Origin of the sequence: Gluconobacter sphaericus NBRC 12467 (genome assembly GCF_006539125.1) — a bacterium.
GTDB classification, from domain to species: Bacteria; Pseudomonadota; Alphaproteobacteria; order Acetobacterales; family Acetobacteraceae; genus Gluconobacter; species Gluconobacter sphaericus.
Genome location: NZ_BJMK01000005.1, coordinates 163,989 through 190,258, shown reverse-complemented (window position 1 = coordinate 190,258; position 26,270 = coordinate 163,989). Strand labels below are relative to the sequence as shown.

Here is a 26,270-nt window from a genome sequence, read left to right as displayed (position 1 = left end):
AAAATCATCATCCAGAACTTTGATCCTAGCCGACTGCTCCAAAATCCGTAAAAATTTCTTTTATTCCTTTAGGTTTGAATTTTTTTTATGGTCTCCGGAATTTCCGCCGTCGATCTGCTTTCGGAAAATATATACACTTCTGTTGTCACTCGACTGTAAAGTGCGATCAATGGCGTGTGTGTTAGCGTTCTCAGGTCTGGTATTCGATTTTTGAGCCTCTTTTGGTTCAAAAAAATAATGCTCTCTTAAGCTGTTCATCTGCTAAGGAGGCCGGAAATAGGGAAAAATGATCTCTGCTGATTTCAGGCTGATGCGATTTTTATGAAAATTCATTTTGTTGCCTCTTCCACTGACAGCGCACAGGCTGCGCTGGTAAGACTTTCACAGAAATACGGAAATGTACGGCTTTACGAGGCAGATGTTGTTGTCTGTTTGGGGGGGGACGGCTTTATGCTTGAGGCCCTGCACAAGGTTCTGGATAAAAGCATTGCCATTTACGGTATGAATTATGGGACGGTTGGGTTCTTGATGAATGCTGTTGATGAGGGGGACCTTTTTCAGCGTCTCGAAAATGCCCAGCCTTCGGTTCTTCATCCGCTGCATATGACTGCCACGACAGTAGGTGGGAAAGTCAAGAGCGCACTGGCATTCAATGATGTGTTTCTTTTCCGTCAGACACGGCAGACGTCCCGTATCCAGATAGAAATAGATGGCCGCTTGAGGCTTGAGGAACTGATCTGCGACGGAATAATTGTCTCCACGCCGGCCGGTTCAACAGCTTACAACCTTTCGGCTCATGGACCTATTGTACCTTTGAGCGCTAATATTCTTCCTCTGACTCCGATTTCCGCTTTTCGGCCTCGTCGTTGGCGGGGGGCTCTGCTGCCGTCGAGTGCAGTCGTGAAATTAACACTGCTTGATACCGAAAAGAGAGCAACAGCCGCGGTAGCGGATTTTACAGAAATTCGTGATGTGGCGGAGGTAGTTGTCCGGGAAGATCGCTCCCGTAAGGCCACGATCCTGTTCGATCCCGATCACGGTCTTTCAGAGCGGATTATTGCCGAACAGTTCGTGGCATAGGTCTTAGATTACGGGTGTCAGCAGGGTTTTGTCAGTGAAATAGGCGATCAGGTTGTCCACAACCAGATTAGCCATGGCCGTTCTGGTTTCGACTGTGGACGACGCCTGATGGGCCTGCAGAACGGTGTTTGGCAGGCTTAGAAAAGCCGGATTGATATTGGGCTCGTTCTGGAAAACGTCCAGGCCGGCGCCAGCGATACGTTTTTCCTGCAAGGCGCTCAACAGTTCTGGCTCGTCCACCACTGTTCCGCGGGCGATATTGATCAGGAAACCGTCTTTGCCCAAAGCATCTAGGATGTCCCTGTCGATCATATTTGCGGAGCGTGGACCGCCTGAGACTGCCAGGATCAGGACGTCGCACCAGGTTGCCAGCGTCTTCAGATCAGGCTCGAAGTGATAAGTACTTTCAGGCCGGGAGTGTGAGTTGAAGTATGCCACTTCCATTCCGAATGCCGAGACGCGTTTGGCAATTGCTTGGCCGATATGTCCAAATCCTGCGATGCCCACTTTTTTCCGGGTCAGGCTTCGTCCGAGGGAAGGCGTGGTGGACGGCCATTCTTCAGCACGCACGAAGGCATCATTCGTCACGATGCCCCGCATTACACCCATCATTAGCGCCACGGCCATGTCGGCCACATCGTCCGTCAGGGTGTTTTGGGTTGTGGCGACCCTGATGTCGCGGCGTCTTGCCTCATCCAGATTGATGCGGTCCGTACCCACACCGTTAACCGATATGACTTCAAGATTGGGTAGGGCGTCCATGATTTCCGAAGGAACCCCGGAGCCGCCACCTGTGGTGATCCCGCGGATGGCAGGAGCAATGTTTTTCAGATTTTCCAGTGATGTATAGGGGTGGAGTGTAAATGACTTCTCCAGCCTTTCCTTCATGAGCGGCACGAGGGGATCAATCGTTAGAATATCAGGTTTGGATGACATGAAATTCTCCATTTCTGTTCCGCTCAAGTTAGAAGCTTCAGGGGCGGGGACCAAGAACTGTTCTCGCAAGGGCAGCGCAGGCGCCCTCGACGTCCTCCCATGTTTTGATGAATCCTTCATCCGGTCCGTAATAGGGGTCGATGACATCCTGTCCGGTACGGGTGGGAATATGGTCCAGCATCAGGGAAAGACGTGCTTTTGAGTGGTGAGGACGCATCTGCTTGAGGATGGCGAGATGGGAACGGTCCATCGCAATGATGTGATCAAACCGATCGAAGTCTTCTTTGGTGACCAGGCGTGCCCGAAGCAGTGATGCATCCAGACCCTGTCTGGACGCGACAACACGGGCACGCGGGTCAGGAGCCTCGCCGAGGTTCCAGCGTCCAGTTGCCGCAGAGTCGATATCGAGGGTCATTCCGCGAAGGCTGGCCTCGCGGCGCATGGCCAGTTCGGCCAGAGGTGAGCGGCAGATATTGCCTGTACACACAAAAAGAAAACTGGTCATGCGCCTGTCAGCCAAATGAAAAATGCCATCGTGAAGATTGAACTTAACGTTCCAAAGAACAGAACGGATGCAATTTCACGTTCCAGCACATGATAGCGCATGGCAAGGATGACGTTGATCGACGCACTGGGAATCGCCATCGTCAGGACGCTCTCCTGAAGTGCAGGCAGGGGAAGATGCCACAGACGGGCCAGCGTATAGATGATTCCGGGAATAATGATATTTCGCACGCTGACGATCACGCCGACCAGAGGGCTGAATTTCACCTGGCGCGTGAAGAGCACCACACCCGACGCGAACAGTGCCGCGCCACCTGTCGTGCGGCCAAGCAGTTGAAGTGAGCCCTTCAGAAACTGTGGCAGGAAGGCGCCGGCACTAACCAAGACAAGGGCCATCATCGGAACCCAGACGACCGGCTCCCGACAGGAATGCATCAGGTGCCCCAGAAGTTCGCGGAGTTCGTTCCGGTTTTCCCCGTCACTCTCGACCCGATGGCGGGTGCCACGGTCATGTCCCATCAGGATCAGGGTAATGGGAAGCTGAACCAGATTCATGGCCAAGGACGCGATTGAAATCGGCACCGAACTGGCCGGCCCGAAGATCTGTCCCAACACAGGAATACCAATGAAGGGAACGGATGGCCCCGTGATGGTCATTGCGATCAGTGCTGCCTCGCCCAGACGGCGTTTGAGCAGTACGCGAAGAATGGCGAAGATCAGGCCGTAGCCACCGATCATGGCCAGCAGGATCAGAGCTGCAACCGGACCTGCTGCCAGAACCTGGTTGCGGGGCGTACTGAGGATGGACGCCAGCAGTTCTAGCGGCAGAGCGTAGAGCATGACTAGACGTGTCAGAACACCAGCCTGCTGTGCATCGAAATCCTTTCGGTATGCCGCGAAATATCCAAATCCCAGCGTTACGAGAATCGGGAGAATGGACTGCACGATCGTCAGCAGCAGGGCAGGCGAATTCGTCATTTATGATCCATGTCAGAAAATCCGGTCAGGAAAGGATCACCTTTCGTAACGGCCGCTCCTACATTCGTCTATCCCCATGCCAGATGACAGTTGACCGGAGCTGCGGAGAATGGCTTTGTGGAGCGATCTTGTCCTCTTTTAATTGGTGTCAGACCACGTGATGCAATCCATACTCGATACGTTGTGGGGTCTGATCCTCGGACTGCTGGGCGTGGTTGTGGCCGGTGTGGCGATCATCGAGGTCATGGCCCGCAGCGTTTTGGCCAGCCTCGGGATACAGGGAAATTCACAGACGGTGTTGCTTTTCCTGCTTCTGGGAGCGTTGATTGTGGCGTCGTTCAGGATTTTTGGGCGGTTGTTTGCCGTGCTGCTGGTTGCGGCTTTTTCCGTCTATTTCATGCATGTCGTCTTCGGGTTCCTGAGCGATGCTCTTATCCCGGTTCAGACATCGGGTGGCACGACCGATGTCTGAACCCTGTCAGGGCTGACAGGTCAGTTTTTTTGCACCTGGATCAGTGTAATCAGCGTCGCGACGATTTCAGGATCAGCGAGGGTGGAGAGATCACCAAACCCTTCGGTCTCTCCGCAGGCAATCTTGCGAAGCAGGCGACGAACGCTTTTCCCTGAGCGGGTCTTGGGAAGGTCCGGTACGACATGGATGCGTTCCGGCACCGCATAGCGGCCCACTTTTGACGTAATGGCCTTTGCAGCTCGGACGTGAAGATCCTCTGGTGCGTTATCACGCGGGACGACATAGACGACGATTCCCTGCCCCTTGAGGTCATGCGGCACGCCGATTGCTGCACTTTCCGCGATAGCAGGCTCAGTCGCCAGAGCGTCTTCGATTTCGGCAGAACCGATCCGGTGTCCGGAGACGTTGATCACGTCGTCAACTCGCCCGGTAATCCAGTAATACCCGTCTTCGTCACGTCGCGCCCCGTCACCCGTGAAATAGTAGCCGGGATAGGGCTGAAGATAGGTGCGCTCGAAAAGGGCGGCATCATTCCAGATCGTGAGGGCCCGGCCGGGCCAGGACCCTTTGAGGCAGAGTACACCTTCCGTTGCGCCTTCTTTAGGAGCGCCGCGTTCGTCCAGAAGAACCGGATGGACACCGGGCAGGGGGAGCGTGGCAGAAGCAGGCTTCTCCCGGACGGCGCCGGGAACGGGCGAAATTATGATCCCGCCGCTTTCCGTCTGCCACCATGTATCAACGAAAGCGCAGCGCCCGCCACCGACATGGTCGTTGAACCAGGACCAGGCCTCCTGGCTGATAGGCTCGCCGACAGTCCCCAGAACCCGCAGGGAGGAGAGATCATGACGCTGCACAACCTCATCGCCTTCGCGCATGAGGGCCCGGATCGCGGTAGGGGAGGTATAGAATGTCGTGACCTTATGGTCCTGTATGACGCTCCACCAGCGGCCGGGGCCGGGATAGGACGGCATGCCCTCGAACAGCAGAATCGTCCCACCATTCAGCAGGGGGCCGTAAACGCCATAGGTATGCCCGGTGATCCAGCCGATATCGGCGGTGCACCAGAAAATATCGCCTTCCTGATGATCGAAAACCAGTTCATGGGTGTAGGATGCCCAGACCAGATAGCCGCCCGTGCCATGCACGACCCCCTTGGGCTTGCCGGTGCTGCCCGATGTGTACAGCAGGAACAGTGGGGCTGAGGCCGGCATGTCCTGCGCAGCGCAGTCGGCGGATGCCTCATTCAGAAGGGGTGTCAGCCACAGGTCCCGTCCCTCCGTCAGATCAACCTCGTCCTGCGTCACGCTCACAATCAGGACATGCCTGACAGCGAGAGCTTCCGGACGGAGGTTTAGAGCGGCGTCCAGCGTTGTCTTGAACGGGATCAGTTTGGGGCCGCGGCGTCCCATATTGGCGGTAATGACCAGCACTGCGCTACTGTCAGCCAGCCGGTCGGCAATCGCTTCCGGAGAAAATCCGCCGAAAAGAACCACGTGGATGGCTCCGATCCGCGCGCAGGCGAGCATGGCAATCAGGCCCTCCGGAACGGACGGCAGGTGAATGGCAACCCGGTCCCCGGTCTGCACGCCCTGTTCACGCAGAACATTCGCCATGCGACAGACGCGCTCGTGGAGTGTCCGGTAGGTGAAGGCCAAAACACGATCGCTCTCTTCAGCTTGCCAGACCAGGGCATTCTGATCGCCGCGTGTCTCAAGATGCCGGTCCAGGCAGTTGACGCTCGCATTGAGCACCCCATCCGGAAACCAGCCGCGTTTAGTGCAATAAGGCTGATGGGGCGTTGTATTCCAAGTTAGCCGTGTGCTTTCGCGTTCCCAGTATTGTTCGGGTGCGATAGTGGCCTGTTCCACCAGATGGCCATAGTCCTCCGGATTCAGGTGAAATGTATGAGGTTGGGAGGAAAGAGACATGGGCCTGAAACCTTACGCACGAAAGACGAACGCCATATAGCGGGGCATTGTTATATTTGGCTTGCAGGATCGGAAACAGAGGTAAATTGCTCTTATCCCCGCTTGACTGGAACCGTTCAGGCTTTTCTGACGGTGCAGAGAGAGGCGATGTGTCGTCTGCACAGCGCCATGTCTGGGGACGCGCTTTGCTTGCAGGCCAGCTCAAACGCTTGCGTTTCCCGGGCCGCGGTATTCAGGGCCGCAAGAGGCCAGCGGTCAAGCGCCTGATTGAAAGCCGCTGTCCGCTTGAAGAATACAGGCGGCCGGAGAGTCTTTATGGATTCTGCTCGTCCCTGACCATCCTGCACGCCCTGGGCGACCTTCTGGAGCCGTACCAGGATGCCCAGAACGGTCCGTGCCACGGCTACGGGGTTGGCACCATCGGCCAGAGCCCGTTCAAGCGCCTGATCGGCCATCAGGCGGTTTCCGCACAGTGCGGCAAAAGCGGCATCTTCCAAGGAATTACCGCCCGCATCGCCAACACAGTCCTGAACGGCCTGCAGATCGAGGCGGCTATTTTCGCCCGCATATAGAACAAGCTTTTCGATTTCGCCGCGTACGCCACTACGGTCGGAGCCAAGCACGCCCATCAGCCAGGTCAGGGCATCGCGGTCGATCGTCACACCGGCCTGGCCGAGAGCATCCGTCACGGTTTGGGAAAGGACGCGTCCTTCTTCGGGATAACAGGCGATGGACGCGACCTGCTTGTGGGCTTCGGCCAGCGTACGTAGTTTCGAGCGTGCCGTAATTCCCGGAGCCTCGATAACGATCAGGGTTTCTGTGTCGGTTTCAAGCGCCCGTTTGAACAGGGGGGCCAGACTATCCTGTCCCTCACGCACCCAGACCACCCGTCGCCCGCCGATCAGGGACAGCGCGGTGGCCTCTTCTTCGAGCCGGTCCTGCGTTTCCCGATCCAGCTGTGCCACCTGGAACGGATCATCGGTCGTCCCGGCAACCAGTTTGACTGCCCGCGCGGCACGCTCACGAATAAGGCCCGTATCTTCGCCATGAAGCACGATGGCCCGCCAGGACCCGGCATCAGACAGTGTCCGACTGATGCTTCGTGCGTCGATCTTCACCACTTTACTGCGCAGATGTGCTGGTCGTGCTTCTGGACAGACGGCCTGTTGCGGAAGCCGGGAAGCCATCGACACCCGTCCGGTCAGTTGCAGCATTGCCGTTGTCATCCGGCATGCGGTCCGTGTTCAGATAGCGCGGCAGTTCATCAGGCGCGGCTTTCTCGGGCATGTTGTGATTGCGGAACCAGATCGCGATCTGCTGTGTCATGGTTTGCGCCAGCGTGTCCGAGACGCGCGCCTGAAGCGTTTCATCATTCAGCGTTTGGGCGAAATACTGCTCGAATGTGGTGTTGAAACCATCCAGCGTCGTTGCATCCCCCTGCGCCAGAAGACGCGGATTCTGTTCGACCGTGATGAGCATCCAGTGCGCCGATCCCGTGCTCCGGGTGCGGCCGGACGTATTGTCCTGATGGATGTCGACCGCTTCTTCATTCATGCCGGAAGAAACTTTCAGCATGTATTTATGAGGATCTTCCGGCCCGGCGCCAGCCAGGTTTTTCTGCAGAGCCAGACGAAGTTCCTGGCCATAACGCCCCGGAATGTTATCCACATAAATCTGTGCCAACTCTTCCGACATGTCGGTTTTCGGGGTCAGCTTTCCATAGAGGGGGGAAAAACCACACCCCCCCAGCAGAAGGAAAGCCGTGAGCAGAAAGGCGCCGCGCCGGTCAGACATCAGCCTGCCACCACGAAATTGACGATCCGGTTCGGAACATGGATTTCCTTCACCAGCCGTTTTCCTTCAAGCAGACGGGCCACGTTCGGCTCGCTTTTCGCTGCGGCCAGCACCTCTTCCCTCGGCGCATTGGGCGGAACCTCAATGGTTCCGCGCAGTTTGCCAAGAATCTGCACACCGATCGTCACACTCTGCACGGCCAGCCACTCTTCTTCGGCTTCCGGCCAGGGACGTTCCACAACCAGCGCACTGCCCGGTTCCAGAACCGCCATCATGTCTTCAGCAAGATGGGGCATCATCGGAGCAGTCAGCAGACACAGCACGCGGGCCGCCTCACGGCGCGCAGCGGCAATGCCGGCGCCTTCGATGCGTTCAGCCTCTGCCAGAGCCGAGGTCAACTCGTGCAGACGGGCCACGGCGACATTCGGTGTGAAGGCCTCGAGAGCCTCACCGACGGCGGCAATGGTTCGGTGCGTGACGCGACGCAGGTCATCCCCCGCCGAACCATGCGCACTGTCGGCTGTATCCCGTGCAGCTACGGAGGCCACGAGACGATGCAGTCTCTGGCCAAAGCGGGCAGCCGCGGTAACGCCTGCGGCTGTCCATTCCATGTCCCGCTCGGGCGGGCTGTCGGAGAGAACGAACCAACGGGCCGTATCCGCGCCATAACGCTCGATGATGTCGACCGGAGACACCGTGTTGCGCTTGGACTTGGACATCTTTTCCGAGCGGCCGACCTGAACCGGCGTTCCCGTCTCACGGCGTACGACTTGATCACCCTGCCGCTCGACCTCTTCGGGGTACAGCCAGCCGCTGTCGTCGCGGTAGCTCTCGTGCGTCACCATACCCTGGGTGAAGAGGCCGGCAAACGGCTCGTCGACATCCAGATGTCCGGTTTCGTGCATCGCCCGGGTGAAGAAACGCGCATAGAGCAGATGCAGGATCGCGTGCTCGATGCCGCCGATATACTGGTCCACCGGCAGCCAGCCATTGGCAGCCGCCGGAACCGTCGGGGTCTCGGCGTGTGGACTGGTGAAACGGGCGAAATACCAGGAACTGTCAACGAACGTGTCGAACGTATCGGTCTCACGAACCGCAGGCTTGCCGCAATGCGGGCAGTTGACGTGTTTCCAGGTCGGATGGTGATCGAGCGGATTACCGGGGCGATCGAATGTTACGTCTTCCGGTAGGATGACGGGAAGCTGCTCATCAGGCACCGGAACAGGGCCGCAGGCGTCGCAATGGATGATGGGAATAGGGCAGCCCCAGTAGCGCTGCCGGGAAATGCCCCAGTCGCGCAGACGCCAGTTCACGACGCCCTTGCCAGCCCCCAGACCCTCAAGACGCTCAATGACTTTCGTTCGCGCAGCAGCAGGATCCAGCCCATCCAGGAAACCCGAATTGAACAGGGTCGCATCCCCTGAAACTGCTTTTTTGCCCAAGACAAAAGTCTCGGCATCCTGGCCTGGGGGCAGCAGAACCTGCGGAACCGGCAGGTCGTACTTGCGGGCAAAGTCGAGGTCGCGTTGATCGCCGCACGGGCAGCCAAAAACGGCGCCTGTGCCGTAATCCATCAGCACGAAATTGGCGATCCAGACAGGCGCAGTCTTTTCGGGATCAAGTGGATTGGCCACCCGCAGACCCGTGTCGAATCCGCGCTTTTCGGCAGCTTCGATCACCTCCTCGGATGTTCCGAGACGGCGACATTCCTCAATGAAAGCAGCAGCCTCGGGGTTGCTTTCCGCCACCTTGCGGGCCAGCGGATGTTCCGCTGAAATCCCGATGAAGCTCAGGCCGAACAGGGTATCGGGACGCGTCGTGAAAACTTCGACGCTATCGAGATCCTCGTCGTAGCCTGCGGGCGGTTGATGTAGTGCAAAGCGGACCCGTGCACCTTCCGAACGGCCGATCCAGCGTTCCTGCATCGTCCGGACGCGTTCGGGCCAACGATCAAGTGTCTTCAGATCATCAAGCAGGGGCTGAGCGAACTTCGTGATTTTTAGGAACCACTGGGAGAGCTTCTTCTTCTCGATCAGCGCTCCCGAACGCCAGCCGCGCCCGTCCACGACCTGCTCGTTCGCAAGAACCGTCTCGTCGACAGGATCCCAGTTGACCAGAGAATCCCGCCGCTCGACGAGACCGGCGGCCAGCATGTCGGTGAACAGCTTCTGCTGCTTGCCGTAATATTCTGGCAGGCAGGTTGCGATCTCGCGGTCCCAGTCCAGCGAGAAACCCAGGCGCTGCAGCGTGCCCCGCATGGTGGCAATGTTGTCCATAGTCCACTTGCCAGGATGGACATTGCGTTCACGGGCGGCATTTTCCGCCGGCAGACCGAACGCGTCCCACCCCATGGGGTGCATGACTGCGAAACCACGGGCCCGCTTGTAGCGCGCGACCACATCCCCGAGCGTATAGTTTCGGACATGTCCGACATGAAGCTGCCCCGACGGGTACGGGAACATTTCCAGCACATAGTATTTCGGACGATCGGCCGGGGGAACATCCGGAACCGCAAAGGTATTCCGCCGCTTCCATTCGTTCTGCCAGAACGGTTCGCGGTTCTGGAAATCGAATGCGGGGGCTGTGGTATCGCTCATGTCTGACTCAGTTGTCCCGCTCGCCATTTTCAGCACGCAGCTGACGTGCGCGTGTCAGGATACGGGTGGTGATATCGGAAGTGGTGGTGGCGGAAACGGGAGTGTCTTCCCACTGCCCGTCCTGTAGAACCTGCCGGAACACAGAGACCCGCAGGGCGTCCGAACGCAGGCGACGGTCCAGCACATAGGCCGCGATCTTGAACCGCTCGTTCTGGCTGGTGGATGGCTGATACCAGTCCGTCAGAATGACACCGCCCACGGCATCGGCAGAGGCCAGCGGCATGAAGGACAGGGTGTCGATCGCTCCACGCCACAGATATGCGTTCACACCGCCGCGAAGCTCGTCAGCGCCACCTTCGGCACCGCGATCCACCCCAAGAAGATGATTGCGGGGTGCGGTCAGGGTGCTGGGGTCACGTCCGCTGCCACAGGCGGCAAGAGCGCCGAGCGCCAGAAAACCCAAGGCAAGCCGGATTGTCGGTCGGTGAGGGGGGCGAAGAACGGTCAACTGGATGCGAGACATCATGTGTGGTCCTGCGGGCCGCGCCAGGGCCGGTCACAAGCAAGGATGCAGACTGGCGAGGCCTGCAGCCGGCAACTTCTGTTTAAGTGTTCATATCGTGCCGGCGGCAAGAGGCCAAGCACCTGAAGGAAGATGTTCTTATCCTTCGGCCAAGCCAGCCTTGCCCAACGCTTCAGCCAGCCTCGTCAGTCGTGTTTTTCCCGCGTAAGGAAAGCGGCTGACAGCTTTGGAAATGGTCAGATCTGGCACCAGACGAAGAAGGTGGCGACAGACCTGATGCATCTCTTCGGTGCAGTCACCCACTTCAACCAGGGCAATGAGATAATAAAGCAGCGAACTTGGGCAGGACGGATAAAGGCCGGACATCAACCGCCCCATCGAGATGACTTCCTGATAGTCTTCTCCCAGTAGCAGGATCATCATGAAAACCGGACGCAGGAGTTCAAGCAACTGTGAGCGATACCCGTTTTTCAGCAGAATCTTTACCTTTTCTGCTGCTGTCGTCATCTTTTCGTCTAGCAGGGCCAGAACAATCTCTGCCATCAGAAGATCAGGAGAATCCTTGTGATATCCCTCGATCCGCAAGATTCCCTCGGCCGCGGACTGGGCAACCGAGAGAGCCGTACTGTGCATGGTAGGCTCGTACATCAGGTAGGCAGCGAGAAGAACTTCGACAGCATGCAGATCTGGCATCAGCGAAATGGCGGCTCTAACGCTGCGAAGACCTCGGGCAAAAACAGCTTCGGTTTCAGGGCTCCATTCATTCAGGAAGCGAATATAGCAGTGCAGGGCATCAATAAGTGCAATCGCACCGTCGTCTCTGTCCAGTGCGTCGGCCTGTTCCAGTAGAAATCCAATGCGGCTGAAAAGCGAAGAATCATGCCGCATGAGCAGGGTGAAAGCCCGCAGCGCCATTCCGAGCGCTGAAAGTTCTGTATCTGGGCGAGCTGCAATGCGCCGGGCTTCGGTGACGAAGATGCTCCACTGCATTGCCTGGGCGGGCGCGAGGAGGCTGTTTTTTGCCGTATCCGGCCCGGAGCGCGGGAAATCATAATGCGTTCCCCAGATGATGACGCCCCCGTGCCGAGCGTCCAGAACCCGGAGGATCAGCCGGTTTTCACTCCCCTCAGGCCCTGCCCGCAGATTGGCGGAAATGATATAGTCCATGCCCCAGGCCCGGTAAGCCGCAGTCGCGCTCACAGGGTCGGGTAGGGACGTTTCGGGAAGTGCAAGAATGTCGAAAATCCCCATGTTGACGAACAGGAGTTCCAGCTGATCCCGTAAGTTTTGGCCGTGTTCGGCAAGCGTTTCATCCGTGGATGACGGGGTCAGAAAAACCAGTGAGATTTTCCGTGGTTCTGCCGCAGCTGCGTGTTGCGATGCGTAATGCAGCGGCAGGGCAAGCATCGGATCGGGGCGCTGTACTGGCGCTGTGAAAGACGCTTCAGGAGTTCCCGCAGCCGGTGGCGCCTGAGACAAGTCGTGAGCCAGATCCTTGCAGTTGTTTTCAGTCGGAATACTTCTGATGAGCGCTTGTGTGGCCGGAGTAAGTGTGTGTCTTTCGGCGTCTCTGAAAAGATTTGTCATCTGCTCAGCGAGTGCGATTGCCCGCCCCGTGTCACCACGATGCAGGGCCATCTGAACCCTGGCCTGCCAGGCAACTTCGTTCAGGTCGTCAAATTTCAGCAGCCGCTCGGCTACGTTGTCGACCTGATCCGGATCGGTCAATTCCCGGACGGCACTTTCATAAACCTGCCGGAGATGCGTTGATAGGCGTTCCCTCTGCTGAATAAGCCACTCGTCCAGCGCCGGATCCACTCCTGTCAGCTCACCGAGGAGCAGTTCGTCAGGCAGGGTTACGCTGTCGATCGTCCGGACGCTGATGGTAAGCAGCCTCTCGGCGTCTACCGAAGTGAGGGCCGGTTTCAGGGCCAGCGCGTGTCGCTGAACATCGATGACGTCCGCGCCCAGAGGACTTAGCGCATCCAAGAGGCGATGAATTTCCTGGCGGAGGGATGCGCGTGCCATTTCTTCAGGTCGCTGGCTCCACAGCAGTTCTGCCAGCCGTGATCGCAGGACAGGTTTTCGGTCGGAAAGAGCCAGAATAGCAAGAAGAGCCCGTGTTTTACCTCCTACCGGAAGCACACTTTCACCTGTAAGGGTTCTTGCTTCCATCTGTCCGATCAGTCGCACGCGCAGAAGGGTGGGATCGGTTTCGCGGATATGACGGGGTGAACAGTCCACAATCTTCGCTGCCTCCACGATCAGGATACCCTGCCGACAGGCATGTAAATTTCAGACTGTTCCAGTAAATCTTTGTCCGCAACGTAGATCATGGCAATTCTCAATCCAGTCAAACCTGCAAAACCCCCCACAAAGAGGTATTGTGTAGGATGCCAGCTGTGAACGCGCTCTATCCTACTCAGGATTTGGTACTACCAGAAAAAACAGATCACCTTTTGATGGAAAAGAGGTGTCATGCAAGGCCTTAGCAGAAGTCTCGCTTAAAAGACTAACCGGAAAAAGTTGAGATAGCATAAACAGGGCAGGTAATCTTTATCCTCGATGATATGTCCGTCGAGAGGCCCCGTTTTCCTGGCTTTTCCCTGGGCGCACTGGTTTGTATGGGGAATTCCCGGTATCTTTACACTATCTGATATGGCGGGGGTACGGTTGCAGCGGCACCGTAACTGAGATACGGTCAACTTGTTTGTCCGCGTAGCTCAGCAGGATAGAGCACAGGATTCCTAAGGTTTTGAATTGGGCGCCATGATGGGAAACTGCATGGTGGATTCGCTCAAATTCGGGGAACGCTCTGATCATCTTGATCGTGCCAATCCCGAGCCAAGCTTTCCGGCGTGCCGGCAAGAAGGTGTAGAGACTGTACGGGCGACACCTTGGCTTCCGAGCCGTGGTGAAGAGACAGTCCAGACCACGAACATGCTTGCGGGCATGGCGGTGAAAGCCGAAGTGGTATGAATCCTGGGGCCGGAGGTTCGAATCCTCTCGCGGACACCAAAAAACTCACTGCTTTAAGAATAGTATTTTTTCATCCTGGCGCGACAGGACGAAAAATGCTGTTTTTATCGTAACAGTTGTAGGTTTTGGGAAGCAAGGTGCAGGAGTTCTCCTCCACCTTGCCGTTTTGATGCCTCAAAAGCGGGCTGAAACGTCCAGATAATAATATCCGCCATTCATGCCGAGCTGGGACGTGCTCATGTAATATTTGGGTACGCCAAGATAGCGGTTCCCTTCAGGAACAACGGACGGGAACTTGGCGAAGATGTTGTTGCCCCCGATCGTGGCGCTCCACTTGGGCGTGATGTTATAGGTAACGGAAGCGTTCGTCGTCCATTTCGGCACATTCTGGAACTCCAGATAGTGGCTCGTGGAGTAGGCGTAAGGTCCCGTATAATAGGTGAGCTGGGACGTCGTTTCGCCATAACGGATCTCGTGGACGGAGACGGCCCATTTGTTGCGCGCGGAATGCCAGGTACCGCCGAAGATGATCTTGCTACGCGGATACGCCGTGGTGATGTAAGCGATGGACTGGGCCGTCAGAAGCGGCGTGCCATTCGAGCTGGTGGCCTGATGGCGCAGGCGCGTGCGGTTAAGGTTGATCGCAACATCCCAGTCCGCATGACCATAACGCCCGAAATCGGTCGGATAGGTCGCCGTCAGATCGAGGCCCTGCGTGCGGGTGTTAGCGACATTGGCAAACCAGTGCGTGGCGAGCTGGCTTCCAGTCCAGTTTTCAGATCCTGTGGGTAGGTTGAAGCCATCCGCCTGGAGCGCGCTGTAAGCCTGCGAGCCATAAATCGTACCCCCTGGCATGATCCGGTCACGCAGGTCTATCTGATATACGTCGACGGTGACATGCAGCTTCTTGATCGGTTCAACGATGATGCCACCTTCGGCGCTCGTGGAAGATTCCGGCTTCAGGGCCGAGGCGCCGTTGGCGAGTGCGCCGGCGGAATTCGCCGCAATGATGCCACTGGCAGCGGTCGGCGAGACGGACAGCGCGGAGTAATGTTCCTGCGCCAGCGTCGGGGCGTGGAAGCCATTGCTGAACGTACCGCGGACCGCAAAGCGTGGGCTGAAATCGTAACGAGTCGAGATCTTGCCGGTCTTCGTGTTGCCGACATCCGTGTAATGCTCGATCCGTCCGGCCAGATCGACCTGCCAGTGCTTCATCAGGTTCGTGGAGATGTCGAGATATCCTGCCGCAACGTCACGAGACCACTTTCCGGCATTGGCCGGGTTGGTGCCGGGAAAGCCGTCTGAGCTGGAATAGCTATAGCTGGCCGGAGAGCCGGTTCCGATTGCATAGGCTTCGTAGCGATAGGACGCACCACCTGCGACGTTGATGGCATAGGGCCAGAACGACGTACGGAACTTGCGGCTTAGATCCACGCTGTTTGTCCACTGCGTGTTGTTATAGGACTGCGCGGCAAATGATGTCGGGGTTTCGCCTGTAGCTGTGTACAGCCCCACATTCGTGGTGCTGTCGGCGTTTACAGCATCATAATCCCGACCGAAAACTGACGATACGTCCCAGTGCCAGCCCGCCAGTGTGCCTTTTAGGCCAGCCGTCAATTCGTAGTCGTTTTCTTCCAGAGCCTCGATGGGGGAATAGCCATAAGGGTAGATCGCCGCGTAGCCGGGATATTTGGCGAGCGAAGAGGGCAAGCGGTAGTTCTGATAGGATTCCGCATGACGATGCGCATAGGTCGCACCGGCATAGGCCTGGATATTATCAGTGATGTCATAGCCCGCATTGATGGCGACGCTCTCGCGCGTCTGTTCAGGCTGTCCCAGAAGCTGGTTGACATTGGTGTTGGTGCGGTTGTCGTTCCCCGAGCGGAAGGTATGGTCCTGATGAACGAAATCGCCGCCGATGTGAACAAAGCCGCGATTGTTCAGGTTCAGGCCGCCATCGATGAACACGCCCTGCTGGAAACCATCGCCTTCGCTTGTGATCCCGGTGTTTGAACGCATGGTCAGACCATGATTCTGTTTCTTGAGAATGATATTGACCACCCCCGCAATGGCGTCCGAACCATACTGGGCGGACGCACCGTCACGCAGGACCTCGATATGGTCGATCATGGACATGGGAATCATGTCGATATCGACAGGCGTGGCCCCCTGCGACGGTCCGCCATCTGCATAGATATTCGCCGTGGTATGGCGCCGCTTGCCGTCCACCAGAACGAGCGTTTCGTTAGGGTTGAGCCCACGGAGCGAAATGCTGTCAGTCAGAGCGCCCGCATCAAAACCGCCTGTGGGAACAGTGAGGGATGGCAGCAACAGCGCCAGAGAGTCGCGGAGTGTGGGCTGGCCTGTGCCTGTTAGCTGACGATTCGTCACGACGTCGACAGGAGCAATCGAGTCTCGCGCCTTCTTTCCGAACTCACGCGTTCCCGTCACAACGACCGCTTCACTGCCCCCTGACACTTCTACGGGCAGTTTCGGAGCCGGTCGGGAAATGGTCTTCCGGGACGCAGGGGTTGCATGGGCCTGTTTATGCTGAACTGGGACCGATTGCGTTGTTGCAGCCCGGCCCTCGTCCATCATCAGGACAAATGCAGAGCCAAGAAGAGAAGTCCCCAGAAGGGTTACATGACGAAGAGAAAACTGGGTCAGCACTGTTACCACGCGATAAGTTAGTATTTTATACGAAATACAAAATCGTTTCGTATTTGCGAAACGTCAACATCATTTTCCGGTTCGGGAAAATTCCGATCACATTTTGTAAGGGGCTGTGGCGATCCTTACACGGTTGGGGCGTTATGGAAATGGTATGTTTTGCAAATGAATTTCGGGAGTTTGTGAATGAAGCGACGTCATTTCCTGCGGGCGGCCTCGGCGGCTCCAGCCTCTCTTGTGGCTTCTGCGGCGCTGCCGGTTGCTCGGGCGCGCGCAGCCGGAAACGAGGATAACGGCACAGGTCCCTACGGAGAGCTAGATATTGTTGCCGAATTCGACGGTCCTGGCCCCTCAGGGATCGTTGTTTTGCCGAATGGTAGAACCTTTGTCGGTTTTCCACGTCATGCCGTGGATCATAAGGGAGCAACTCTCGGTGAACTGGTGCATGGAAAGGTTGTACCTTATCCTAGTTCCGAAATGAGTCTACCCGGGAATGTTCCGGAGGAGTGTCTTGTTTCCGTTCACGGCATGACCATGGACCGGAGCGGTAGGCTCTGGATGATCGATGACGGCAAGCGCGCCGGGCATCCCCTGCAGCCAGGAGCAGCAAAGATCGTCTGCATTGATCCGGCAACGAACCGGGTCGCGCATAAGATTATCCTCAAAGAGCCAGTGCTTCTGCCGGACAGCCACATGAACGATCTGCGGGTGTCGTTGTCGCATGGTGCACAGGGGACTGTCTTCGTGACCGATTCATCGTTCGGAACAAGCCCCGGACTGGTGATTGTTGATGTCGCGACCCAGCAAGCCCGTCGTGTGCTGACGAAGCATCCCGCAATCCTTCCGGAAACCGGATTTCTGGCCATCGTGGAAGGCGAACCCCGCCGCTATATCCCCGGCCATCCGCAATTGGTCTCGGGCGGCGTGGATGCGATCGCGCTGACGAAAGACGAAAAACGCCTTTATTTCGCGCCTCTGACCAGCCGTCGGCTTTACAGCCTGTCGGTGGATCTTCTCGCAGATCCGGCGTCGGATGATGTCGTTCTTGGCCCTGCAATCCGCGATGAAGGCGAAAAGGGAGTGGCGGATGGTCTGACCTTGGATGACCAGAACCGGCTCTATACGACGAATTATGAGCATGACTGTATTCTGCGGCGCGATCCGGATGGATCGTTCAAAATGATGCTCCGCGATCCTCGTGCCCTGTCTCCGGACGGGATCTTTGCGACAGCGGATCATGTCTATTGCACGTTCGGGCAGTGGAACCGCCTCGCATCATTTAATGGGGGGACCGATCGCAGGGTAGCGCCTTATCTTCTGATCCGCTTTCCGATCGAACAGCCACAGCCTTACAATGCTTTGTCGGAGGGGCAGAAAACCTGACCGAGGATATGAAAAAGCCCCGGTGGATTACTCCACCGGGGCTTTCTGTAGCTTCTGTGTAAAACTGTGCTTCAGGCCGTCGTAGACGGTGCCTGACCGTCCGGCGTGTGCTTGTCCACGGCGGCGGGAAGCAGCTGTGCCAGTGCCGGCAGGATGGTGTTGGCGGGCAGACCTGTTTTGCTGACGATCATCTGGATCTGCTGGTCCGTCAGGAGGCTGCGCACTTCATCCGCCGTGATGGGCAGGTTCTCGCCATTACCGATCCAGGAATGAATCTTGTCGGTCAGGCCAGCGCTTTGAGCCTGGCTGAGCAGCATGTTCAGGCCATCTCCTTTGAGGAAATCGCCAATACTGCCGCCAAATTTTTCACCCAGCTGCCCGCCGATGGCACCGACAGCCTGATTCATGAGGTTTCCGAGAAAGCCGCTCATCCGTATTGTTCCGTCTCTTGTAGATGCGGCATCAGAGCCGCATCAAATATCTCTAAAACTGGATTGTGTCCGGAAAAGGCTCTGGATCACGCACCCCGCTTGCCGTTGAGTTCCTGCGGAACCTCGACGTCGATTTCGAGCATGGAGCATCCGCTGCCACGGTCGACCTTGATCTGGACCTTGTCCTGATCAACGGCGACATGACGGGCAATCACTTCCATGATTTCCTTATGAAGCTGGCGGATCAGATCGGACTCGCCGCCCTCGCCCGCACTGCGCTCATGCGCCAGCAGGATCTGCAGACGGTCCTTGGCGACACTGCTGGACTGTTGGCGCCGGGCGAAGATATTTGAGAGAAAACTCATGAACTCATGCGTCCCTCTTGAAGAGCCAGTCAAAGAAACCGCGCTTCTCGACTGGGACCGAGACTTCGAGCTTCTCGCCGCTCAGGCGGCGGGCTGCTTCAAAATAGGCGCGGGCGGGAAGGCTTGCAGGCGCAGCCAGTGTGACGGGCGCACCGACATTGGAGGACTTCAGCACATCCTCGCTTTCGGGCACGATGCCGAGCAGCGGGATAGACAGGATTTCGAGAACGTCTTCGACACTCAGCATTTCCTTGCGCGCAGCGCGGGCAGGGTCATAACGTGTAAGAAGCAGGTGCTTGTCGACCTTCTCGCCCTGTTCGGCCTTTTTGGTCTTGCTGTCGAGCAGGCCGATGATCCGGTCGGAGTCACGGACTGAGCTGACTTCGGGATTGGTGACAATCACGGCCATATCGGCGTGATACATGGCAAGCTGCGCACCACGTTCGATTCCAGCCGGGCTGTCGCAGATCACCCAGTCAAACTTCTCGCGAAGCTCGTCCATCACGCGGGCAACACCCTCGGAGGTCAGAGCATCCTTGTCTCGTGTCTGGGAGGCCGGAAGGATCGACAGAGTCTCGCAGCGCTTGTCGCGGATCAGGGCCTGCGACAGGCGGGCATCGCCCTGCACAACATTGATGAGATCGAAAACCACCCGGCGCTCGGCACCCATGACCAGGTCGAGGTTCCGAAGCCCGACATCGAAATCAACCACAACCACATTCTGTCCGCTCTGAGCGAGAGCGGCGCCGAGTGCGGCGGTCGATGTCGTCTTGCCGACGCCACCCTTGCCGGAAGTGACAACCAGAACCTTGGCCATGAATACTCCAAAAAACGTCTCTGCGGAACGCGTCTGCCTGTGACGGGTCACCGCAACCGGTTTCCCATTCTATGAACGTTTTATACCCTGCGGCAACCTGCGAATAGGGGCGCTTTTGTGGCAGACTCCATCAATTTGCAGTTCAGTTCACGGCGTCAGGGGCAGGACCCGGACGCGGTCTTCGTTCAAAGTGGCCTGTGCGGCCTGCCCGAGGATCGCGGGATCGATGTCTTCCGTCACGGCATAATACCCGTCCAGGGCCAGTAGCTCAGCCAGCATTCGGCTTGCGAAAATCCGGCTCTGGGACTGTCCACCCACTCCGGCGATCGCCCGGCCTCGCAACGTTCCGTACACATGGATGGACCCCGCGGCCACGATCTCTGCGCCGGACGAGACCGATCCGAGGATGATCACGTCGCCCTGCATGTGCTGGATGCTTTGCCCTGAACGGACGGTCTGTTCGATAATGAGCGTCCCCCCACCTGATACCGGTTCTGCCGCACGGGCAGCAGGATCTTCCGGAATCTCGACTTCCCCAGCCGGACGCCCACCGTCGAGCGTCTCCGGCCAGTCCCAGTGCGCGACGGCCGGCCAGTGACGGCTGCCGCCCTCGATGCCGATGATCCGGACACCTCTTTTGCGGATATCGTCCAGTAGCGTTGCCAGGCTTGGTGTGGTTTCGCTGAGGAGGCCGAGGTCCAAAATGACCGGTTTTCCGGTAAAAAGTCCGCCTGAACGGGCGATCTGATGGTCGAGACCGTCCAGCCAGAGGGGGAGGGGCGCTTCGGGGGACAGGACGAGCGCCAGGAAGGAACGGCCGCGCGCACGGATGCGCATGGGCGTGTTCGAAGAGGTAGCGGAAACGAGATCGGGCATCGTGAAAATCGTTGGACCTGTGTCGGGCAGTCGGTGAGGCTCTTGTGAGCGGGTATCGGCTGACTTAGAAAGTGGTAATGCGTATCCTGCATCACCTTCCACTTTCTCCGCAATGCCGTCTCGTGAGGCTTGCCCTCAGCGAGAAGCGACTCCCGTTCGAACCCGTCATTGAGCGGGTCTGGGAACAGCGTGAGGAATTTTTGCATCTCAATCCCGCGGGCGAGGTTCCCGTGCTGGTTGAGGAAAATGGTCTGGCCGTGCCGGGCGGACGCGTCATTTGCGAATATCTCGAGGACGCCTATCCGGATACCCCGCTTCTGGGGCGTACTTTCGCTGATCGTGTCGAGACGCGACGGCTCGTGGACTGGTTCGACACCCGCTTCGCGCAGGAGGTCACCCGGAACCTGCTTGGCGAAAAGGTCGACAAGCGCCAGTTCGGACGTGGTCATCCGGATGGCAATGCGCTGCGGGCCGGTTATGCGAACATGCGCTTTCACCTTGATTATATCGGCTGGCTTGCGGAGACGCGCTCCTGGCTTGCGGGGCCTGCGCTGTCGCTCGCCGATTTCGCGGCCGCAGCCCATCTGTCGGCGCTCGATTTTATCGGGGATGTGAACTGGTCCAAGGCGCCTGCGGCGAAGGACTGGTATGCGCGGGTGAAGTCGCGCCCCTGTTTCCGGGGGCTGCTGTCAGACAAGGTCAGCGGCATCACGCCGCCGGCGCATTACGCCAATCTGGATTTCTGAGAGCCGCCATGATGAACCCCGATGTGATTGTGCTCGGAGCTGGTGCAGCGGGGCTGATGGCTGCGGCGACGGCCGGTCAGAACGGGGCACGGGTCCTGGTTCTGGATCACGGTCCGGAGCCGGGGCGCAAGATCCTGATATCAGGCGGGGGACGATGCAATTTTACGCATCTTGAGACCGGGCCTAACTGTTTCATCTCGCAGAACCGCCATTTCGCGCGTTCCGCACTGGCGCGATACACACCGCAGGATTTTCTCAAGCTGGTGAACCGCTACGGCATTGCCTGGCATGAGAAGGCGCGGGGTCAGCTGTTCTGTGATGGTTCAGCCGGGCAGATCGTGGACATGCTGGTCTCGGAGTGCCGGACCGTTGGCTGTGAGCTGCGGATGCAGACCCGTATTCTGGATGTGCGGCAGGCGGAACACGGCTTCATCGTCGTCACGGATGGGGGCGAGATCCGGGCCGGGGCGGTGATCCTTGCAACGGGCGGCCTGTCCATTCCCAAGCTCGGAGCATCCGACCTGTCGTTGCGACTGGCGCGGAAATTTGGTCTGCGGGTCGTGCCGCCAGCCCCGGCACTCGTGCCGCTGGTTTTGGCGGATGCCGATCCGGAGCTCGCTGGCGTGTCGCTGCCGATCGTGGCGCGCGTGGGCAAGAAGGGCCCGCGCTTTGAAGACGGAATGGTTTTTACTCATCGGGGTGTATCCGGCCCGGCGATCCTGCAGATTTCATCCTATCTTGAAGCCGGGGATGCGGCGCAGATCGATCTTCTGCCCGGGCAGAATGCGCTGAATGTGCTTCTGAAGGTCAAGAAAGACCGTCCGAAGGCCCTGCCGCCGAGCCTGCTGGAAGCGCTGCCCCAGCGGCTGGCCCGTGTTCTGGCTGCCGGGCTGGGGGATACGATGCTGGCGAACCAGTCGGACCGCGCAATCAAGGCATTGGCCGAGCGTGTGTCCAACTGGCAGCTTCGCCCCGCCGGTACGGAAGGTTATGCCAAGGCGGAGGTCATGCGGGGCGGGATTGATACGCGGGACCTGTCATCCCAGACACTCGGAGCCCGTGATGTTCCGGGGCTTTATGCGATTGGTGAGGCCGTGGATGTGACGGGTTGGCTGGGTGGCCATAATTTCCAGTGGGCCTGGGCGAGTGGTGTTGCCGCAGGGCAGGCGGCGGCTGGCCATTCCTAGTCGCTCACCAGCCAGTTTGGGGCGTCAGCGTGTCTTTGCCACAGGATTGCCATCCTGACGTCCGATCACGCGGCAACCGATGAGGTGGCGATCCGTTTCTGCTTTTCCAATTCCGGTTTTCTGAAACTGGCCGATTAAGGACACATCAAAATGTCTCGTTCCGTTTTCCGTCATGTTCTGCGTGCTGCTGCCGGCCTGTCCTTTCTGGGGCTTGGCGCCTGCGTCGGTACCGCGGCGTCTGGTCCTGTTCCGCCGGGAACGCCGATCGCGGGGTATGGCTATACCTGCAAGGCGGGGATCTATACCTGCAAGATGCCGACGCAGGTTCCGCTTGGTGCGCCATGCTCGTGCCCGGGTCTTGGTGCTGCGTCTTACGGCAATATCCATCAACCCTGAGGCGCTGGCCATTGGCCCAGTTGTGCTGAGGGGGTAGGACTGCGCCATGCAGGAGAATATTTCCGGAATGGTGCAGTTTCTTCCCTGGATCGTGGCGGTTGTAGCGCTGCTGGTCGCAGCTCTGACTGTTCTGCGAGGCGGCAATGGCAGTGGCCGGTTCGAGCGTCTGTTGGAGCGTGAGGCGCAGGAGCGCTCACAGGACGTTGAATATCACCGGGCGCATCTGTCGGAAGTCGAGCGGGTGCTGTCGGGGCGGCTGGATCAGTTCCGGCTGGAGACCAGTGAGCGTTTGAGCACGCTGGCGCGAAATCTGGGTCAGGATCAGGTCGAGGGACGGCTCCTGCTGTCCGATGCCTTGCGGGAAATGGCGCAGAGTCAGAACGAACAGATCGAGCGTATTCGTGCGACTGTGAACGAACAGCTTCATGGCGCTGTCGAAAAGCAGATGCAGACCAGCTTTCAGCGCGTGGTGGAGCAGTTCAGCGCCATGCAGAAGGCGCTGGGCGAGGTTACGAGCGTTACGGCGCAGATCGGAGATCTGAAGCGTCTGTTTTCTAATGTGAAGACGCGTGGCGGCTGGGGCGAAGCGCAGTGCCGGGCCATTCTGGACGATATTCTTCCCGAAGGCAGTTACGATACGAATTTCCGCCTCGGGGTGGCAGGCGAGAATGTCGAATTTGCGGTGAAGATGCCGGTACGTGGAACGGAGGTGCCGCCGCGGCTTGCGATCGATAGCAAGTTTCCGACCGAAGCCTATGAGCGCTTGCTGAATGCCGCCGAAGCAGGTGATGCACTGGCTGAACGTCAGGCCAGGCGGGAGCTGGAAAACGTCATCCGCTTTGAGGCGAAGAAGATTGCGTCCAAATATATCCTGCCGCCGCTGACGGTCGAATTTGCCGTACTCTATCTGCCGACGGACGGGCTTTATGCCGAAATTGCCCGGATGCCTGGCGTGATTGATGAGATTGGCCGGCTGTACCGGGTTATGGTGATGGGGCCGTCGCTGTTGCCTGCGATGCTTCGGACCGTGCATCTGGGGTATGTCACGTTGACACTTGAGGAGCGGACGGAGGCGATTGCCGGGCTGTTGGGGGCGACGCGGCAGGAGATGCTGCGAATGGACCAGGTTCTTGAAAAGCTGCATCGCAATGCCGGGACCATGGGCAACACGATTGAGGAGGCCCGGCGTCGCACCCGCGTGCTTGGGCGGCGGTTGCGGGCGCTGGACGGAACCGCCGATGAAATGGAAGAAGCTCTGGACGAACCAGCGGGCCTTTGAACATTTTACTCCTTTAAGACCGATTTTAATGGGATGACATCGGGGAGTATCTCATGTGAGGATCATGACCATGACGTCCGTACAAGAACATGGGGCGCCCGAGCGCACTGTCGGATCCTCTCTCCGGCTCCTGCTGATTGAGGATGATGAGAGTATTGCGGCCGAGGTCGCCGAAGAACTCACGACCCGTGGCTATGAGGTCACGCGCGCCGCGACAGGTGTCGAAGGGCTGGATCATGCCTGCACGGGCCAGTTCGATCTGATGATCGTGGACCGCATGCTGCCAGAACTGGACGGGCTGACCGTCATTGAAAGCGTGCGGACCCAGCGGATCAACATTCCCGTTCTGGTGCTCTCCGCGCTTTCTGCGGTGGATGATCGGGTGAGCGGCCTCAAGGCAGGGGGGGATGACTACCTGACAAAGCCCTTTGCCATGGAAGAACTGGCGGCCCGTCTGGAAGCGCTGCTGCGTCGCCCGACGGACAGTCGTGTGACGATGCTCAGGGTCGGTCCGCTTGAAATGGACCTGATCGAGCGGCGGGTGTTTCGCAGTGGGCAGGAAATCGATCTCCTGCCGCGCGAATTCCGGCTGCTGGAATACATGATGCGCCGTCCCGACACCGTGTTGACGCGTACCATGCTGCTTGAGGATGTGTGGAATTACCGGTTCGTTCCTCAGACGAACCTGGTGGATGTTCATATCGGGAAACTGCGTCGCAAGATCGACGTGCCCGGCGAGCCGCCGCTCATTCACAGCATTCGCGGTGCTGGGTTCAGTCTGCGTGTCCCGGGCTGACCTGCGCTTTTCCGAACCCTTCCGGGCTGATCTTTTCCGAACGGCCACGTTCCGGCTGACACTGGCCTTTGTTGTGGCGATTATCGCGGGGATGGCGCTGCAGTTCGGGCTCGTTTACGGCCAGATGAGCGGATACGAACAGCAGCGGTCGACCGATCTGCTTCAGCGTGAGGCGGCGCTGCTGGTTCATGAAACACCGGCCCAGCTTGAATATGAAGTCCGGGAGCGCAGCAAGACCGATCTGCGCGTGATCCTGAACGGCGCAGCTCTGTTCGATATGAGCCGCAATCGGATCGCGGGTGACATCAAGAAATGGCCGGTCGGGCTTGAGGTCTCTCCCCAGACGCAGCGTCTGTGGGATGCGCCGTTGGGGGATACTCCTTACGAAATGCGCTATCTGGCCGTCGAGGTTGAGGGGACGAACGGCAACCGCGACCGTATTCTCGTTCTGGCTCGGTCGCTGCATATGGCCAATGAACTGCGTTACATCACCAAGCGTGCGGCCCTGATGTCCGTGGTACCGGTTGTGGTGTTTGCCCTTATGGCTGGGATTTTCCTGAGCCATCGTGCCCTGGGGCGGATCAAGGACATGCATGAGGCGATCGATCGCATTATGGATGGTGATCTGCACGAGCGTCTGCCGGCTGGTCGCGAGCGGGACGACATCGAGCGTCTTGCGGTATCGGTCAACCGGATGTTGGACCGGCTGGAACATCTGCTCGACGAGATCCGGGATGTGGGTAATGATATCGCCCATGACCTGCGGACCCCTTTGGCACGGGTGAAGGCCAGGCTGGAGCGTGTTTCGGCCATTACGAATGACCCGGCCGCGCTGCAGGGGGCGATCGAGCGGGCGATTTTGGATCTGGAACAGTGTTTTTCCGTCATTACGGCTCTGCTGCGGATTGGCGAAATCGAGAATGGTCGCCGCCGGGCGGGATTTGCCATGTTGGATCTGCGCGAACTAATGGCCGGTGTGGTGGATCTGTATGAGCCCATCGCCGAGACCGAAGGGGTCATGCTGGAAGTTGTGGATTCGGATGAGCCGTTACCGCTTTTTGGAGATAAGGATCTGCTGAACGAGGTTCTGGTCAATCTCGTAGACAATGCGATCAAGTTTACACCTGATCCGGGAACCGTCCGGCTGAGTGCGGGGCAGGGGGCTGACGGGGCGACATGGCTTCAGGTTGCAGATACGGGCATCGGCATTGCCGAGGATGAGCGCAAAGCCGTCATGGGCCGCTTCTATCGTTCGGATAAAAGCCGGCATGTTCCGGGCAGCGGACTGGGACTAAGTCTTGTCTCGGCGATCCTGCGGCTGCACGGAGCGTCAGTGGATATCGTGTCCGCCCATCCAGGCCAGACGTTGCCCGGAGCAGTTTTCACCATTCACTTCGCGCCGTCCGTCGCTGTCTGAAAAGCGCCCATATGTGTCGCATTGTGTCAATATTTTCCGTGTATCTTGATATTTAAACAGAATTTTCCTTGTCGTCTGAGGCTCGATGGATATGAATCGGATCAGTTTGCAAGGGG

At 58.2% G+C, this 26,270-nt stretch carries 23 protein-coding genes and 1 pseudogene; 10 read left to right on the top strand and 14 right to left on the bottom strand.

Translation table 11 applies throughout. From position 1 onward, the window contains the following. The first annotated feature begins 321 nt into the window (after positions 1-321). Positions 322-1,080 carry an NAD kinase gene (locus GSP01_RS05840; protein ID WP_141351634.1) on the top strand — a complete coding sequence of 253 codons (759 nt, stop codon included), beginning with the start codon at positions 322-324 and terminating at the stop codon, positions 1,078-1,080. Between the two features lie 3 nt (positions 1,081-1,083). Here the strand turns inward: GSP01_RS05840 and GSP01_RS05835 are convergent, their stop codons facing one another. Genes GSP01_RS05835 through GSP01_RS05825 form a run of 3 tightly spaced genes read right to left on the bottom strand, consistent with a single transcriptional unit; the run spans position 1,084 to position 3,498 of the window. Further along, the gene (locus GSP01_RS05835) at positions 1,084-2,016 is read right to left on the bottom strand and encodes a 2-hydroxyacid dehydrogenase (protein ID WP_141351632.1); all 933 of its coding nucleotides are present in this window, start codon (positions 2,014-2,016) and stop codon (positions 1,084-1,086) included. A gap of 37 nt (positions 2,017-2,053) precedes the next feature. Continuing rightward, entirely contained in the window at positions 2,054-2,521 is a 468-nt protein-coding gene (locus GSP01_RS05830) for a low molecular weight protein-tyrosine-phosphatase (protein ID WP_141351630.1), read from the bottom strand. Beyond that, complete coding sequence (locus GSP01_RS05825) at positions 2,518-3,498, bottom strand: AEC family transporter (protein WP_141351628.1); 981 nt, start codon at positions 3,496-3,498, stop codon at positions 2,518-2,520. Before GSP01_RS05825 ends, GSP01_RS05830 begins: the two co-directional genes overlap by 4 nt. Before the next feature lie 160 nt (positions 3,499-3,658). Here GSP01_RS05825 and GSP01_RS05820 point away from each other — a divergent pair, with 160 nt between their 5' ends. Then, entirely contained in the window at positions 3,659-3,970 is a 312-nt protein-coding gene (locus GSP01_RS05820) for a hypothetical protein (RefSeq protein WP_141351673.1), read from the top strand. A 20-nt stretch (positions 3,971-3,990) separates the two neighbouring features. Here the strand turns inward: GSP01_RS05820 and acs are convergent, their stop codons facing one another. From acs to GSP01_RS05790, 6 genes are all read right to left on the bottom strand, one after another. Further along, positions 3,991-5,898, bottom strand: a complete 1,908-nt coding sequence (gene acs / locus GSP01_RS05815) for an acetate--CoA ligase (protein WP_141351626.1) — start codon at positions 5,896-5,898, stop codon at positions 3,991-3,993. A gap of 116 nt (positions 5,899-6,014) precedes the next feature. Beyond that, entirely contained in the window at positions 6,015-7,016 is a 1,002-nt protein-coding gene (gene holA, locus GSP01_RS05810) for a DNA polymerase III subunit delta (protein ID WP_141351671.1), read from the bottom strand. 4 nt (positions 7,017-7,020) lie between these two features. Continuing rightward, positions 7,021-7,692, bottom strand: coding sequence for a hypothetical protein (locus GSP01_RS05805; RefSeq protein ID WP_141351624.1), 672 nt, complete (start codon positions 7,690-7,692; stop codon positions 7,021-7,023). Further along, a complete protein-coding gene (gene leuS, locus GSP01_RS05800) occupies positions 7,692-10,289 on the bottom strand; it encodes a leucine--tRNA ligase (protein WP_141351622.1) in 2,598 nt (865 codons plus the stop codon). Before leuS ends, GSP01_RS05805 begins: the two co-directional genes overlap by 1 nt. A 7-nt stretch (positions 10,290-10,296) precedes the next feature. Further along, positions 10,297-10,815, bottom strand: coding sequence for a DUF3576 domain-containing protein (locus GSP01_RS05795; RefSeq protein ID WP_141351620.1), 519 nt, complete (start codon positions 10,813-10,815; stop codon positions 10,297-10,299). Between the two features lie 135 nt (positions 10,816-10,950). Next, positions 10,951-13,074: an AfsR/SARP family transcriptional regulator gene (locus tag GSP01_RS05790; RefSeq protein WP_141351617.1), complete on the bottom strand. Its 2,124-nt coding sequence runs from the start codon at positions 13,072-13,074 to the stop codon at positions 10,951-10,953. A 522-nt stretch (positions 13,075-13,596) separates the two neighbouring features. On the opposite strand from GSP01_RS05790, the gene GSP01_RS05785 reads away from it, so the two are divergent. Continuing rightward, a complete protein-coding gene (locus GSP01_RS05785) occupies positions 13,597-13,791 on the top strand; it encodes a hypothetical protein (protein ID WP_141351615.1) in 195 nt (64 codons plus the stop codon). 174 nt (positions 13,792-13,965) lie between these two features. On the opposite strand, the gene GSP01_RS05780 is transcribed toward GSP01_RS05785, so the two are convergent. Then, the gene (locus tag GSP01_RS05780) at positions 13,966-16,389 is read right to left on the bottom strand and encodes a TonB-dependent receptor plug domain-containing protein (RefSeq protein WP_228123827.1); all 2,424 of its coding nucleotides are present in this window, start codon (positions 16,387-16,389) and stop codon (positions 13,966-13,968) included. A gap of 258 nt (positions 16,390-16,647) precedes the next feature. Between GSP01_RS05780 and GSP01_RS05775 the strand changes: the two genes are divergently transcribed. Beyond that, a complete protein-coding gene (locus GSP01_RS05775) occupies positions 16,648-17,844 on the top strand; it encodes an SMP-30/gluconolactonase/LRE family protein (protein ID WP_141351611.1) in 1,197 nt (398 codons plus the stop codon). 71 nt (positions 17,845-17,915) lie between these two features. Here GSP01_RS05775 and GSP01_RS05770 read toward each other — a convergent pair. The 4 genes and pseudogenes from GSP01_RS05770 to minC form a co-directional block, all read right to left on the bottom strand. Beyond that, a pseudogene (locus tag GSP01_RS05770) lies at positions 17,916-18,290 on the bottom strand (YidB family protein); the annotation flags it as partial. A 71-nt stretch (positions 18,291-18,361) separates the two neighbouring features. Next, complete coding sequence (gene minE, locus GSP01_RS05765) at positions 18,362-18,640, bottom strand: cell division topological specificity factor MinE (protein ID WP_141351606.1); 279 nt, start codon at positions 18,638-18,640, stop codon at positions 18,362-18,364. 4 nt (positions 18,641-18,644) lie between these two features. After that, complete coding sequence (gene minD, locus GSP01_RS05760; RefSeq protein WP_141351604.1) at positions 18,645-19,457, bottom strand: septum site-determining protein MinD; 813 nt, start codon at positions 19,455-19,457, stop codon at positions 18,645-18,647. 147 nt (positions 19,458-19,604) lie between these two features. Further along, positions 19,605-20,333 (bottom strand): septum site-determining protein MinC, encoded by a 729-nt coding sequence (gene minC / locus GSP01_RS05755; protein ID WP_141351602.1) that lies wholly within the window; start codon positions 20,331-20,333, stop codon positions 19,605-19,607. Between the two features lie 77 nt (positions 20,334-20,410). Here minC and fzlA point away from each other — a divergent pair, with 77 nt between their 5' ends. The 6 genes from fzlA (at position 20,411) to GSP01_RS05725 (ending at position 26,154) form a co-directional block, all read left to right on the top strand. Further along, entirely contained in the window at positions 20,411-21,079 is a 669-nt protein-coding gene (fzlA, locus tag GSP01_RS05750) for an FtsZ-binding protein FzlA (protein WP_041110865.1), read from the top strand. Positions 21,080-21,090: 11 nt separating this feature from the next. Further along, positions 21,091-22,266, top strand: coding sequence for a BaiN/RdsA family NAD(P)/FAD-dependent oxidoreductase (locus tag GSP01_RS05745; protein WP_141351669.1), 1,176 nt, complete (start codon positions 21,091-21,093; stop codon positions 22,264-22,266). Positions 22,267-22,416: 150 nt separating this feature from the next. Next, positions 22,417-22,662, top strand: coding sequence for a hypothetical protein (locus GSP01_RS05740; protein ID WP_141351600.1), 246 nt, complete (start codon positions 22,417-22,419; stop codon positions 22,660-22,662). A gap of 46 nt (positions 22,663-22,708) precedes the next feature. After that, positions 22,709-23,941: a DNA recombination protein RmuC gene (locus GSP01_RS05735; protein WP_141351598.1), complete on the top strand. Its 1,233-nt coding sequence runs from the start codon at positions 22,709-22,711 to the stop codon at positions 23,939-23,941. 64 nt (positions 23,942-24,005) lie between these two features. Further along, a complete protein-coding gene (locus tag GSP01_RS05730; protein ID WP_141351596.1) occupies positions 24,006-24,737 on the top strand; it encodes a response regulator transcription factor in 732 nt (243 codons plus the stop codon). After that, complete coding sequence (locus GSP01_RS05725) at positions 24,724-26,154, top strand: sensor histidine kinase (protein ID WP_141351594.1); 1,431 nt, start codon at positions 24,724-24,726, stop codon at positions 26,152-26,154. The genes GSP01_RS05730 and GSP01_RS05725 overlap by 14 nt, the downstream gene beginning before the upstream one ends. The last annotated feature ends 116 nt before the right edge of the window (positions 26,155-26,270 follow it).